The organism is Bacteroidota bacterium, assembly GCA_030706565.1.
Classification (GTDB): domain Bacteria; phylum Bacteroidota; class Bacteroidia; order Bacteroidales; family JAUZOH01; genus JAUZOH01.
This window is the reverse complement of the sequence record JAUZOH010000003.1, coordinates 1-14,684: the sequence shown is the minus strand read 5'-3', so window position 1 is coordinate 14,684 and position 14,684 is coordinate 1. Positions and strand designations below refer to the sequence as shown.

13 protein-coding genes are annotated in these 14,684 nt (G+C 39.1%); 9 read left to right on the top strand and 4 right to left on the bottom strand.

All coding sequences use genetic code 11. The annotated features are described in order from the left end of the window. Positions 1-72: 72 nt before the first annotated feature. Together Q8907_00505 and miaA are read left to right on the top strand one after the other, a co-directional pair. On the top strand, positions 73-393 hold the full coding sequence (locus Q8907_00505) for a hypothetical protein (protein MDP4272743.1): 321 nt from the start codon (positions 73-75) through the stop codon (positions 391-393). A gap of 128 nt (positions 394-521) precedes the next feature. Continuing rightward, positions 522-1,430 carry a tRNA (adenosine(37)-N6)-dimethylallyltransferase MiaA gene (gene miaA / locus Q8907_00500; protein MDP4272742.1) on the top strand — a complete coding sequence of 303 codons (909 nt, stop codon included), beginning with the start codon at positions 522-524 and terminating at the stop codon, positions 1,428-1,430. A gap of 64 nt (positions 1,431-1,494) precedes the next feature. Here miaA and Q8907_00495 read toward each other — a convergent pair whose 3' ends face one another. From Q8907_00495 to bcp, 3 genes are read right to left on the bottom strand one after another with little or no spacing between them, the layout of a single operon-like run. Next, the gene (locus Q8907_00495; GenBank protein MDP4272741.1) at positions 1,495-3,573 is read right to left on the bottom strand and encodes a S9 family peptidase; all 2,079 of its coding nucleotides are present in this window, start codon (positions 3,571-3,573) and stop codon (positions 1,495-1,497) included. Positions 3,574-3,579: 6 nt separating this feature from the next. Then, on the bottom strand, positions 3,580-4,647 hold the full coding sequence (recA, locus tag Q8907_00490) for a recombinase RecA (protein MDP4272740.1): 1,068 nt from the start codon (positions 4,645-4,647) through the stop codon (positions 3,580-3,582). 10 nt (positions 4,648-4,657) lie between these two features. Further along, on the bottom strand, positions 4,658-5,122 hold the full coding sequence (gene bcp, locus Q8907_00485; GenBank protein MDP4272739.1) for a thioredoxin-dependent thiol peroxidase: 465 nt from the start codon (positions 5,120-5,122) through the stop codon (positions 4,658-4,660). Positions 5,123-5,363: 241 nt separating this feature from the next. Here bcp and Q8907_00480 point away from each other — a divergent pair, with 241 nt between their 5' ends. The 4 genes from Q8907_00480 (at position 5,364) to floA (ending at position 9,125) form a co-directional block, all read left to right on the top strand. Beyond that, positions 5,364-7,217, top strand: coding sequence for a hypothetical protein (locus Q8907_00480; protein MDP4272738.1), 1,854 nt, complete (start codon positions 5,364-5,366; stop codon positions 7,215-7,217). 134 nt (positions 7,218-7,351) lie between these two features. After that, positions 7,352-7,639, top strand: a complete 288-nt coding sequence (locus tag Q8907_00475; GenBank protein MDP4272737.1) for an ATP-dependent Clp protease adaptor ClpS — start codon at positions 7,352-7,354, stop codon at positions 7,637-7,639. An 11-nt stretch (positions 7,640-7,650) separates the two neighbouring features. Next, complete coding sequence (locus Q8907_00470; GenBank protein ID MDP4272736.1) at positions 7,651-8,124, top strand: NfeD family protein; 474 nt, start codon at positions 7,651-7,653, stop codon at positions 8,122-8,124. Next, positions 8,124-9,125, top strand: coding sequence for a flotillin-like protein FloA (gene floA, locus Q8907_00465; protein ID MDP4272735.1), 1,002 nt, complete (start codon positions 8,124-8,126; stop codon positions 9,123-9,125). The genes Q8907_00470 and floA overlap by 1 nt, the downstream gene beginning before the upstream one ends. A 47-nt stretch (positions 9,126-9,172) precedes the next feature. Here floA and Q8907_00460 read toward each other — a convergent pair whose 3' ends face one another. Beyond that, positions 9,173-10,381: an FprA family A-type flavoprotein gene (locus tag Q8907_00460; GenBank protein MDP4272734.1), complete on the bottom strand. Its 1,209-nt coding sequence runs from the start codon at positions 10,379-10,381 to the stop codon at positions 9,173-9,175. 293 nt (positions 10,382-10,674) lie between these two features. Between Q8907_00460 and Q8907_00455 the strand changes: the two genes are divergently transcribed. The 3 genes from Q8907_00455 to Q8907_00445 form a co-directional block, all read left to right on the top strand. Beyond that, positions 10,675-11,844 (top strand): galactokinase, encoded by a 1,170-nt coding sequence (locus Q8907_00455; GenBank protein ID MDP4272733.1) that lies wholly within the window; start codon positions 10,675-10,677, stop codon positions 11,842-11,844. A 48-nt stretch (positions 11,845-11,892) separates the two neighbouring features. Then, positions 11,893-12,936, top strand: a complete 1,044-nt coding sequence (galT, locus tag Q8907_00450; protein ID MDP4272732.1) for a galactose-1-phosphate uridylyltransferase — start codon at positions 11,893-11,895, stop codon at positions 12,934-12,936. Positions 12,937-12,996: 60 nt separating this feature from the next. After that, the coding region (locus tag Q8907_00445; protein ID MDP4272731.1) for a sodium/solute symporter at positions 12,997-14,684 on the top strand (1,688 nt) is incomplete at its 3' end.

Sequence of the window (14,684 nt, the reverse complement as noted above, 5' to 3'; positions counted from 1 at the left end):
AATTATTTTTAAAGTTGAAAAATAATAGTACTTTCTGCAGAATTCATACAGGGTTTAAATCTAGTGATTGATATGGAAAAAGTTGAAAAGGTTGTAGTAGTTAAGAAGAAAAAGAATCAGGTCAAACCGGATTTAAAAAGGACAAACAAACGATATATTTCATTCAATGACAAAGAGATGAGTGCTATTGAATGTTTTTGCAAGAAATATAAGGTATCCAACCGGAGTAAGTTTATGCGCGAAGCCATTATTTCGGCTATACTTAAGAAATTTGATGAAGATTACCCCACTCTTTTCGAAGTTGACCCTCCTACCCTTTTCACCAATTCTCCAAATCCAAATTACCGGGTAAAAAATACCAATACCCGCGTAAATGAAACACAACTTGTATAAAAATCCCATCTTTTTTTACTGAATTCTTCAATTCCTCTGTTTCAAGTTTTACTTGTGAAGGGTAGATTGTTTCTTAGTTTATCAAAATTATTCTGTAGTTTTGAATCATAATATTTTATTCCATTAGGATGAATTATGATTTGATCACCATATTAGGGCCTACAGCCAGTGGTAAAACCACACTGGCCGCAAATCTGGCTTATCAGATCAATGGAGAAATTATCAGTGCCGATTCCAGGCAGGTATACAAAGGAATGAACCTGGGAACCGGCAAGGATTATGAAGACTATCTGGTGAATGGCAACACAATCCCTTATCACATCATAGATATAAAAGAAGCCGGTTATAAATACAATGTTTACGAATATCAGAAAGATTTCCTGAATGCTTATGAAGACATAAAAAACAGGAATAAAGTTCCAGTTTTATGCGGAGGCACCGGCTTGTATATCGAAGCTGCCGTAAAAGGCTATAAGCTTATCCAGGTTCCGGTTAATGAACCGCTCAGGACAGAACTTGAAAAACTGACACTGGGCCAACTTATCGAAAAACTGAAAACCTACAAACTACTTCATGCAACCAGCGATATTACGACTACAAAACACGCCATTCGTGCAATTGAAATTGAAGTATATTATAAGGATCATCCTGAAATCGAATTCCACTATCCAAAGATAAACAGCCTTTTTATAGGAGTAAAATATGACCGGCAGGTAGAAAGGGAAAGAATTACCCTCAGGTTGCAGCAAAGAATTGACCTGGGCATGATTGAAGAAGTTAAAAAATTGTTAGCTAAAGGTCTAAATCCGGAACAGTTAATTTTTTATGGCCTCGAATACAAATACCTGACCTTGTTCATCATCGGAAAAATCAGTTACGACGAGATGTTTGTCAAACTCAATACGGCCATTCATCAATTCGCCAAGCGGCAAATGACCTGGTTCAGGAGAATGGAAAGAAATGGTATTGAAATTCACTGGCTTGAAGGAGATATGCCCCTACAGGAAAAAATCAATCGAATTAAAAGTTTGTTATGACTTTAGCCTAATAACAAAAAAAGCAGTAACCTGAATTACTGCTTTTTTTTGTGTATTGTTTATCTTATTTCTTTTTCAGCCATTTGTCCAACCAGCCGAAAAATTCCCTTTGCCAAAGAATACTATTTTGAGGCTTCATCACCCAATGTGATTCATCAGGGAAGAAAAGCAATTTACTGGGAATTCCTCTAAGCTGTGCAGCATCGAAAGCCTGTAAATTTTCGGTATAAGGAATTCTGAAATCGTTGCCACCCGTAATAATCATTATTGGAGTATCCCAGTTCTGAACAAACTTATGGGGTGAAAATTCATAACTTTTAGGTTTGGGACTTTTCCAATAGGGCCCGCCCAAGTCATGATTCGGGAACCACAGTTCTTCGGTTTCAGCATATTGACTTTCCAGATTAAATATTCCGCAATGGGCAATAAAAGCCTTAAACCTCTTTTGGTGATGACCTGCCAGCCAGTATACCGAATAAGCGCCATAACTTGCTCCCACAGCGCCAATATGATCGCCATCAACAAAAGGTTCTTTCTTCATGGCATCCACAGAACTTAAATAATCCTTCATGTTTTGTCCGCCATAATCACCGGTAATTTCATCATTCCATGCCTGGCCAAAGGTCGGAAGTCCGCGGCGGTTAGGTGCAATTACAATATAATCGTTGGCTGCCATAATCTGGAAATTCCACCTGTATGAAAAGAACTGGCTTACAGGATCCTGTGGCCCGCCTTCGCAATATAAAATGGCCGGATATTTCTTATGAGGATCAAATTTCGGAGGATAAATGATCCACACCAGCATCTTCTTGTGGTCGGTAGTGGTAATCCAACGCCCTTCAACCTTGCCCATTTTAATATTGTCATAAATATTTTTATTGGTAAAAGTCAACTGCGTTTCATTCCCGTTTGCAGGATTGATTTTAAAGATTTCCGTAGCCATGGACATGGACATACGCTCTCCAACCAACGTATTACCCGAAAGATGCAATGAGGTGTAATCATGAACCCCGGTAGTAACCTGCTTTATTTCTTTCTTGGCAACATCTGCACAAAAAACCTGAAATGTTGCATTTATTCCGCTAATGAAATAGATTTTACTGCCATCCTTTGTCCAGCAGAAATTTGCTGCATTATTATCAAAATTTGCAGTCAGGTCGGTCTTTTCGCCGGTTGCCAGGTTGCAAATAAAAAGACGCTGCTTGTCCGACTCATATCCCGGAGTTTTCATGCTTTGCCAGGCAATGTACTTGCTGTCAGGCGAAAAAACCGGATAACGGTCATAACCGTTCATACCTTCTGTCAGGTTCTGAACTTTCCCGGTTTCAATATTATAAAGGTAGATGTCCGAATTGGTGCTAAGGGCATAAGCTCTGCCCCTGAGTTTCTTGCATGTATAAGCAATAAATTTGCCATCCGGGCTCCAGTTTATTTCAGAATTATCAAAATAAGGTGCAAGAGGAGAATCCCAATGCTCGTCTTTCATAATATCCTTGGGTTCACCTATTTTCCCTTTTTTATAATCAGCAACAAAAATATGGCTGTATGTATAGTCCGACCATGAATTCCAGTGACGATACATCATATCATTGATTATCCTCACATTGGCCAATGGCAGGTCTGGATATTTCTCATTGGCAGTAGTATCCAGTTTTACATTTTTCAGAAAATAGAGGTGATCGCCTTGTGGAGAATATTCAAAACCATTTATCCCGCCATCAACTCGGGTTACCCGTGTTTTCTTTGAACCATCGGGTTTCATTTCCCATATTTCTGTAGAACCGTTTTTATCGCGTAAAAAGCCTATTCTGCTTCCATCCGGATACCAACGGGGATTATATTCATTCCCCTCAAAATCTGTAAGTTGTGTAACTGTTTTATCCCCGGTAGAAACCGAGAAAATATCACAATTACTTTTATTTGTTTTAACATTATAACGCGTAACCGTATATACAACTGTTTTTCCGTCTGGAGACAACTGAGAGTCTCCTACTCTGCCAAATTTCCAAAGAATTTCCGGAGTCAATTTTCCCCCAGCTATCTCTTCTTTAGTAAGTGAAGTAGGAGGTTCTTCTTTTTTATTAAAGGTACAGGCTGAAAAGAAAAACAAAAAAACACCTGCATAAACAAATTTTTTCATCATTCAACACTATATTTTAGGTTTAGTCAACATGGCCTCTTTAATCTTCTTTTCAAGTTCATCGGCTAATTCGGGATTATCCTTAACCAATTGTTTAACCCCTTCGCGTCCCTGCCCAAGTTTGGTCTCCTCATAACTAAACCAGGAGCCGCTCTTTTTGATAATACCATAATCAACGCCCAGGTCAACAATTTCGCCAGATTTGGATATTCCTTCTCCGAACATCAGATCGAACTCTGCTTTTCTAAAAGGAGGCGCAAGTTTATTTTTCACAACCTTCACCCTGACGCGGTTTCCGGTAGCATCATCACCTTCCTTGAGCTGAGTAACCCTACGAATATCCAAACGGATAGATGCATAAAACTTAAGGGCATTTCCACCCGTGGTTGTTTCCGGGTTGCCAAACATCACCCCAATCTTTTCACGAAGCTGATTGATAAAAACGCAACAGGTATTGGTTTTATTGATATTGGCTGTTAATTTACGTAATGCCTGGGACATAAGTCTGGCCTGAAGTCCAAGCTTCGAATCTCCCATTTCTCCTTCAATTTCTGCTTTAGGAGTAAGGGCTGCCACAGAGTCAATTACAATAATATCAATAGCACCCGAACGAATCAGACTGTCTGTTATTTCTAATGCTTGTTCTCCATTATCCGGCTGGGAGATAAAAAGATTCTCCACGTCCACACCTAGCTTTTCAGCATAAAAACGGTCAAAAGCATGTTCAGCATCAATTATTGCTGCAATTCCTCCTGCTTTCTGCGCTTCAGCAATAGCATGAATGGCCAGGGTGGTTTTTCCTGAAGATTCAGGGCCATATATTTCTATGACACGCCCCCTGGGATATCCTCCAATACCCAAGGCCATATCCAAAGCGATAGAACCTGAAGGAATAACAGGGACATCTACCACTGCATTATCACCCAAACGCATGATAGCCCCTTTCCCATAATCCTTATCTATCTTATCAATCGCTAACTGAAGGGCCTTGATCTTCTCCTTATTCACAGCAACAGCAGTTTCCTTTTTCTCTTTTACTTCCTTTTCTTTGGAATCCTTGATGTTTTCTTTTTCCATAAAACTATGATTATTTACTCAATTCATTCAATATTTGAGAAGTATGATTACCGGTCTCAACTTTAGTGAAAATTTTTTCGATTTTCCCTTCTTCCGAAATAATAAAGGTAGTCCGTAAAATTCCTTCATACACTTTTCCGTACATCTTTTGTTCACCCCAGACGCCATAAGCCTTAATGATTTTCTTATCCACATCGGGTATCAGGGTAAAAGGCAATGTATATTTCCCGGAAAATTTTTGATGTGATTGCTGGCTATCAGCACTAATACCTACTATCTCAAATCCCTTTGCTTTCAACAATGAGTAATTGTCGCGTAAATTGCAGGCCTCAGCAGTACATCCCGGAGTATCATCCTTGGGATAAAAATATAAAACAACTTTCTTTCCTTTCAAACTGCCAAGAGAAAATGGATTTCCATCCTGATCGATGGTTTCAATAGCAGGGGCTACATCTCCTTCTTTTAAGCTGTTCATAGCAGGAATATTTTTAATTATGTTTGTAAATGTACAAAGTTTGAATTTAAATTTAAGGTTTAGTTTATATCTTTTTTCAACAAACTCTCAGGAATTTATTTACCAAATAATATTTATTATTTAACATTGCCAGTTGAAACATCAATTGATTGAAAAAACAATGAATTTTTGCAAAATAAGAAAGTATTTGTTATTTATTCTGCTCATTTCATGCACAATACCTGCATTTCCTCAACAGAAAATGGAATTACAGCAACGTTCCTTTACTTATTTTCAGGAGAAACAGTACAATGCTGCCCTTTCAGGTTACCTCAAATTATTACAACGCTTCCCTAAAGATCCCATGTATAACTACTATTCCGGAATCTGCCTGTTTTATTTGCATCGCGACCTTGAACAGGCAATTAATTACCTGAGGTTTGCCTCCTCCAGGGAAACCCCAAGAAATGTCTTCTTTTATCTTGGACAGGCATATCAGCTTACGTATCAGTTTGCTTTAGCTGAAGATGCCTACAGGAAGTACCTGGAATCCGGAGTAAAAGGAGAAAATGACAGACATCTGACCTTACATGCAATTGAAACTGCCGAAAACGGACAGCAGCTCATGCAAAAGTTTGTCTCTCTGCACGCATACTCATGCATCATTTCCGATTCCTCTGATTTCTCAAAACAATATAACCTGTACTCCCTCCATGGCAGGATTATCAGCAGCAATAATCTGCCCGAAAAGTGGAGGACTCATCCAGATGCCGCTTCTGTTATATTTTACCCCAACCAGATAAAAACAGGAGACTATCTTTATTTCTCAGCCTTATCAAAGGAGAAAAATTTTCACAGGGATATTTTTAGGGTAAAAAAGAAAGGGGAGCTTTCCTGGGGCGAGCCCGAAAATATAGGAAATACCATCAACACGGAATGGGACGAAGACTATCCCTATTTTGACGAAGCCAATTCCACTTTATATTTCTGTTCATCCGGGCACAACAGCATGGGAGGGCTGGACATCTTTAAAAGTGTATTTAATCGCGAGACAAATACCTGGACGAAACCCATAAACATGGGCTTCCCCGTTAATTCGCCTTATGATGATTTCCTTTACATCCCTGTTGAAAGTAAACATGCTGCTTTTTTCACGACAAACCGGGTTATCAATAACAATCCGGAACTAAAAGTTTTCTCAATAAAGCCGGATGAAGGTTTGTCGGTTTCGAAGATTTCAAATCCGGTTGAAATTAGAAACCTCGCAAATTTCGAAATCAATGTGGCTACAAAAAATTCAGAACCTGCTTCAGACAAAGAAAAGAATAAACCGAAAATTAACGTTCCCACCCAATTTGATGAATCAGCATATAATCTGCTAATTAAAACAGCCCTCCACCAGCAAATCAGGGCAGATTCCCTGCAGCGCCTTTGCGATGACAAACGCGACCAGCTAAATGGGATCAACAATGAAGCAGAACGTTTGAAAATAAAAAAAGAGATTACCCAGTTACAAAGCAAAGCTGCTTCATACCAGAAAGAAGCGGATAAAAAATATGTCCAGGCCAGAACCATGGAACAAATAAAAAACCAGGAAGATTCGCTGACCGATTCGAATCCTAAAGAAGAAAACGGGGATCAGGCAGAAAAAAATCCCAATTACCAGTCGGATCAGCAGGAAGTCATTGAAAAAAACTCAGCAAAAGAAAATGATGAGTCCAATTTCCCGGCTTATCAAAAGCCCGAAAAAGTAAAGAATGATTATGACTTCGAACCCTTTACCATTTTATATGCTTCGCCTTATTCTGAGGCCCATCCCTACCCCATTGATGAACCACTGCCCGAAAACCGGGTAGTTTATAAAATTCAACTGGCCGTTTTCAGCAAAGAAGTGGAGAATAACTATTTTAACGGATTGATTCCCATTTCAGGCGAAACGGTAAGTACCCAGACAGGCAAAATGATCAAATACTATGCGGGCAAATTTAAAACTCTTGATGAAGCTCAGGCAGCAGTTGTAAAAATCCGTAACTACCATTATAAGGATGCCTATATAGTGGCCTTTTTTAATGGTGAAAAAATCCCCCTAAAAAAAGCACAGACTCTTGAAAAATAGCATCTATATCATTCTAAAATTGATATTTATCATTAAAAAGATCATTATTAAAATTAATAAAATTAATTATTATTCGTTTTATATTTGATATTAAAAATTAATTAATTTTGATTGATTCAAATTTTCATTCAACCATGAAAAATAAAGACAACATCCAAGAAAAAAAATTTTTTGAAGATGAGATTGTTCCGGAACCTAGGGATTTAAAATCCCTTGTCTTGCATAATGATGATATTCACACCTTTGAGTATGTTATACATACTTTGGTCAGAGTATGCAATCATAATCTTTTTCAGGCTGAACAATGTGCCTACCTGGTGCATTTCACAGGCAGGTGTGATGTAAAAAAAGGAAGCCTTGAATTGCTCCGCCCCATTAAAAATGAATTAATAAACAGTGGATTAATCGTGTCCATTGAATAAGGAATTTGTGAATGTCTGTTATTTCTATTGTTTTACTGATTATTCTGGGAATTTTTCTTCTGCTGGTTGAATTTTTCATCATTCCGGGCATTAATGTCGCAGGCATAGGAGGAGTTTTACTGATTATCGGGGGTATTTTTATGACTTATCAGTTGCATGGCCCGGTAACCGGAACTTATGTCCTGGCAGGAAGTTTAATCCTTACATTGATCATCCTTTACTTTGCCCTCAGATCAAGTACCTGGAAAAAACTTATGCTCCATACCGAAATTGACGGGAAAGTAAACACCATCGAAAAAAATGAAATTAAACCCGGAGACAAAGGTTATGCCCTTACCCGTCTTGCTCCAATTGGAAGGGTTCAGATTAAAGATATTGATGCAGAAGGCAAATCCATTGCCGGTTTTATTGATGAAAATACAGAAGTTATAGTAGTCAAAATTACCGGTTCACAAATTATTGTCAAACCTAAAAACAAATCATAATGACAGGAATGGGATTATATCTGGTAATAGTTATTGCAGTCATCATTGCCCTTTGGATACTTTTATATTTTGTTCCAATAGGTTTATGGTTTCAGTCTTTGCTTTCGGGGGTAAGAGTACCCTTGCTCCAATTGGTATTCATGCGCTGGAGAAAGGTTCCGCCCTCAATTATTGTCAACAGCCTGATTGAAGGCAAAAAAGCAGGAATCTCCCTGCAGAGGAATGACCTGGAAGCTCATTATCTGGCCGGAGGTCATGTGGAAAAAGTCGTTCATGCCCTGGTTTCGGCCGAAAAAGCCAATCTTGACCTTGATTTTAAAACCGCTACAGCCATAGACCTGGCCGGAAGGGATGTTTTCCTGGCTGTGCAAATGTCAGTTAATCCCAAGGTGATCGATACTCCTCCCGTTACCGCAGTAGCAAAAGACGGTATTCAGATGATTGCCAAGGCAAGGGTAACGGTCAGGGCAAATATCAGGCAGTTGGTAGGAGGCGCCGGTGAAGAAACCGTACTTGCCAGGGTAGGCGAAGGAATTGTATCTTCTATAGGATCTGCCAACAGTCATAAAGATGTGCTCGAGAAACCGGATACCATTTCCAAACTGGTTCTCAATAAAGGATTAGATGCTGGAACTGCCTTTGAAATCCTTTCAATTGATATTGCCGATATTGATATAGGAAAAAATATTGGCGCTGCCCTTCAGATGGATCAGGCCAATGCCGATAAAAATATTGCCCAAGCCAAAGCTGAGGAAAGACGGGCTATGGCCGTTGCTACCGAACAGGAGATGAAGGCAAAAGCACAGGAAGCAAGGGCAAAAGTTATTGAAGCCGAAGCCGAAATACCCAAAGCCATGGCAGAAGCCTTCCGCAATGGAAATCTCGGGGTTATGGATTATTACCGGATGAAAAATATCCAGGCAGACACCGAAATGCGCGAGTCAATAGCAGGCCCTGCTGTTAAACATGAACCCGGCAAAACGGATGATAAGAAACGATAAAAAAAAGCAGTCTACGGACTGCTTTTTTTTTTTGATTAAACTTTATATTATTGTTGTTGAACAGCTGTTCCAAATTGTTTGCCAAATTCAAAACTTTTTTCTGCCTTATCTTTATAAGGATAGAATTTTTCTCTAAGTCCCTCACAGGCAATTTTTAATTTTAAGTTTGTCAGGTTATCTTCAATAATTTTAACAGCCTCCCCGCTCCAGCCATAAGAACCAAATGCTGCAGCCAGTTTCCCCCTGTCGCGAATAGGATTAATTATGGAGAACAACCTGTAAACAGGCAACAAAGTATTCTGGTTGATGGTCGGCGATCCCACCAGAATAGCCCGGCTTTTTACGATTTTTTCTTCCAGTTCGCCAAGCGGAAGTTTTTCAATATCCACGGCTTCAACGGGTATGGACGAAACGGACTGTATACCTTTTATTACTTCACCGGCCATATTTTTCGTATATCCATAAGCCGAAATATAGGCCACCAGAATGTTACCCTTTTCGGACGTCGTATTATTTAAATATTCCTGAGCATATTTCTCTGCCAGATCAACCTTCTGTTTCCAGCTGCTGCGAAGTACAGGACCATGCCCCGGGCAAATTGCTTTTATCGCTAAGGGACGTATTTTCTCTATGGCTTTGAGCATAAACTTGCTAAAAGGCTTCAGTATTACATCAAAGTAAAATTTATAAGCTTCTTCATAATTCCTTTCCTGATCATCAAAAATTCCGTCGGGGCAAAAATGTGCGCCAAATGAATCACAGGTAAACAACAGTTGATCTTCTTCCAAATAGGTAAAAATACTGTCGGCCCAATGCAAATTGGGGGCACTGATAAAACTCAAGGTTTTATTGCCCAGGCTTAACTTATCCCCATCTTTCACCCTGAGGGATTTGAACGGAAAATCTATCATGTCCTGCAAATAAGTCAGGGCAGTACCACTGCCAACGACAGTGGCATTAGGGCAAATCTGTAATAAATGTTTCAGGTTGCCCGAATGATCGGGCTCCGTATGATCCAAAACTATATATTCCACCTCTGAAGGATTTACCACCTTCTTCACCTTTTCCAAATAAACATCTTTAAAGTTTTCCTTAGAGGTCTCAATAATAGTTTTCTTTTCGGCATTGATGAAATAAGAATTGTACGTGGTACCATACCGGGTTTGCATCACTATGTCAAAAGTGGCTAAATCCGGGTCGGGAATTCCAATCCATTTTATATCAGCCGTAATATCAATTATTTCGTCAATTTTCATATTGAGTGGATTAAATTAGTTTGTTTTTATGGCCTGTATCACAAAGTTAAAATCTTTATCGAATGAAAAACAAGGTCAACAATAATTTTGTTCAGTTTTTGAATACTTCCGGTTTGAATTTTCCGTTTTCAGGAAAATAATGCAAATTTCACGCGCAATGAAGTTTACATAAAACAACAAACAATAACTTACCTAATAACTAAAAAAAAATAATTTGACAGTTTCATAATTTTAAATACTTTTAGCACTTCATTTTTATTTTTTTTAAATTAAAATTATTCCCCATGGAAGAGATAGAAAGCCTATTAATTAAAGAATTTGAAAAAAGATATGGGAAAACCGACCGGGAAACTTTTATATTTTTTTCACCAGGCAGAGTTAATTTAATTGGTGAACACACGGATTATAACGGTGGTTATGTATTCCCCTGTGCCTTAAGTTACGGAACCTATCTCATCGCCAGAAAAACAAAGGACGATGCCGTAAAATTTGCTTCAACCAATTTCGATTTTTCGACCCATATACCCATTTCAAAACTTAATCATAAAGTTGGCGATGAATGGGTCAATTATCCATTAGGTGTGATTGATCAATTTGCAAAGAAAGGGCATAAAGTTACGGGGATGGAGCTATTATTTTCAGGCAATATTCCCAATGGAGCAGGCCTTTCCTCTTCCGCATCAATTGAATTGGTTACCTCTGTTGCCATAAATCATCTTTTTGCATGTGGCCTGCAACCGATTGAAATGGTCAAATTATCCCAAAAAGCAGAGAATGAATTTGTAGGGATGAACTGCGGGATTATGGATCAGTTTGCTGTAGGAATGGGAGAAAAAGACCATGCCATTTACCTGAACTGCGACACGCTTGATTATGACCTGGTACCCCTGGATTTAAAAAATTACCGTCTGGTTATTACCAATACCAATAAAAAAAGGAAACTTACAGATTCCAAGTACAACGAGCGCCGCGGTGAATGCGAAAAAGCAGTTGAATACCTGAATAAGGTAAAACCCATAAGGAATCTTGGTGTATTGACCCTGAAAGAATTTTTAAGCATCGCTGATGCCATTCCTGATGAAACAGTCAGAAGAAGGGCAACTCACGTGGTTAGTGAAGATCAGAGGGCAACAGATGCAGTAGTAGCATTAAAGAAAGGTGACCTGGTCAAATTCGGCCAACTGATGAACGAATCGCATGACTCATTACGCAGTGATTATGAAGTTACAGGTGTGGAGCTGGATACCTTAGTTGATGAATCCCGTAAAGTAGAAGGAGTCATTGGTTCAAGAATGACCGGTGCCGGATTTGGAGGATGTACGGTTAGTCTGGTCAGAGAAGATAAAGTTGATGAATTTTGTCAAACAGTGGCCAGAGAATATGAGAAAAAGACCGGACTTAAACCGGATTTTTATTTGCCACAAGTGGGAAATGGTGCAGGTTTACTCAAACAATTAGCATAAAATTTTCAAATAATAAATCATTAAAATTTAAGTTGATTCAATAAAGATATGTCACAAGAACACAATTGGGAACGTAGATGGCATCCAATATTAAGGGAATGGGTAGTACTGGCAGCGACCACAGCCGATCGTCCGTGGTCCGGAGCCAAGGTGAAAGCTGAAGGAGAAGAAAGCCCCGAATATGATCCATCCTGTTATCTATGTCCCGGAGTAACCAGGGCTTCTGGTCTGAAGAACCCCGATTACAAAAAACCATTTGCTTTCAACAACGATTTTGCCTCATTTTCGCTTGATGCCCCTGATGTTCATCAGGATAAACCTTTCGAAATTGTTGAGCCTGTAAAAGGCACCTGCCGTGTACTTTGTTTTTCACCCAAACACAATGTCACCCTGGCAGAAATGGACCTGGAAGAGGTGTATGATGTAGTCGATTTATGGAAAGAAGAATTTACCAATTTATCGGCAAATCCGGAAATCAAAAATGTGCTCATCTTTGAAAACAAAGGCAAAGCAATAGGAGTATCCAATCCTCATCCTCACGGACAAATTTATGCAACCGGTTTCGTTCCCAGAATTGTTGCCCGCGAACTGGAATCGGCTGTCCTTTATAAGGAAGAAAAAAATTCCTGTATTTTCTGCGATTTAGTAAAGCATGAACTGGAAAACAAGGAAAGAATCGTATATGAAAACGAACATTTCGTTGCATTTATTCCTTTCTTTGCCCGCTATGTGTATGAAACATACATCATGCCTAAACGTCACGTAGCCAGAATAACTGATCTCACACCTGAAGAGACCAAGTCGCTCGCAGAAATCCATAAAGCAGTGATAGTGAAGTTTGATAATCTGTATGAAATGTCATTCCCCAACATCACAATGCTTCATAATGCACCCTGCGATGGGAACCCGGACAATGAAAAGTTTCATTTCCACATTGAGTTTTATCCACCCTTACGTTCCCCTGACAAACTAAAGTATCTTGCAGGATTTGAATCGGGAGGAGGCAATATCATCAACCCGGTTAAGCCGGAAGAAGCAGCAAAAAGGCTCAGGGATCTGCCTATTTTGCACTATAAAACAGGTAAAAGATAAATATCCAATATAATTTGCACATAGCTACTCTCAAACTTTAAACAATTAAATTATCATTTTATGACATCAGCTTTTTCACTTTTAGATTATTTAGTGTTTGCTGCTTATGCAATAGTGATACTCTTTGTTGGACTGTTTGTTTCCCGTAATAAGAAGGGACAAGAATTTAAGACCACACAGGAATATTTCTTAGCAGACAAATCATTACCCTGGTGGGTTATTGGTGCTACTTTGATTTGCTCTAATATCTCAGCCGAACAAATTATCGGTATGTCGGGTACCGGTTTTAAATTAGGTCTTGCAGTAGCCAGTTATGAATGGATGGCTGCAGCTACCTTAATTCTTGTGGGCAAATTTTTACTTCCGGTTTATCTGAAAGAAAATATCTGGACTATGCCCCAGTTCTTACAGAAAAGATACGACAACAGGGTGCGTACCACCATGGCTATATTCTGGTTGGCCGTTTACGTTTTCGTCAACCTGACCACAGTTCTTTACCTGGGCGCTTTAACCATGCAGACCGTATTTAATATTCCTCTTATTTACGGTATCCTTGGATTGGCCATTTTCTCCTGTATGTATTCAATCAAAGGGGGTTTGCAGGCTGTTGCATGGACTGATATTATTCAGGTTACCGTTTTGGTTGCCGGTGGTTTAATTACTACTTATATCGGTTTAAATGCCATTTCCGGTGGCCATGGGGTCGTTACCGGTTTCCAGGAAGTTTTACAAAGAGCTCCGGAACATTTCCACATGATTTTACATAAGGAAACAAATCCTGATGATTATATGAGTTTGCCGGGATTAAGCGTTTTAATTGGAGGTATGTGGATCACCAACCTGAGCTACTGGGGATTTAACCAATACATCACCCAGAGGGCATTTGCTGCTAAAAACCTTAGAGAAGCTCAAAAAGGTATTATTCTTGCTGGTTATCTGAAGCTTTTAGTTCCTTTTATTGTTGTAATTCCGGGTATTGTTGCATACATCTGTTTTGACAGTGAAATAAATGGCCATAACATTTTAAATAAAAAAGGCCAGGAATACAGTATTGTGAAGAACATGGTTTGGCAAAAAGAGAGTACTTCTGTAAAATGGGGCAAGAAGACTCTTTATGTGGCTCCTAAACCAGAAAAAACCGTTAACTTAAGCGAATATCATTCTGTAAACCAACTCGTTAAGCACGAAATGGTAAAACCTGACCGTGCTTATCCTGCTTTATTGGCTTTTGTTCCTAAAGGAATAAAAGGATTGGCCGTAGCTGCTTTGTTTGCAGCAATCGTAGCAGCTTTAAGTTCCATGATCAACAGTATTTCTACCATCTTCACCATGGATATTTATAAACAATATATCCGGAAAGATTCGTCGGAAAAACACCTTGTATTTATCGGCCGTTCAGTTGCAGTTTTAGCATTGCTGGTTGCAGTAATTGTTTGCCCTGTACTTACAAAGGTTGAACAGGTATTCCAATATATTCAGGAATTTACCGGGTTCATTTCCCCGGGTGTGTTGGCTATCTTCCTGCTGGGATTTTTCTGGAAACGTGCTACCGCCGATGCTGCTCTCTGGGGCGCAATCATCAGTATTCCTTTATCCATTATCCTGAAATTTGCATGCCCCTGTCTGCCTTTTATCGACAGAATGGGTGTTGTCTTCCTGGTTATACTCGCCATTATGTTTATTATCAGCATCATTGAATCGAAAACTGATAATCCTAAGGCAATTGATATTCCCAAAGGATTGTTCCA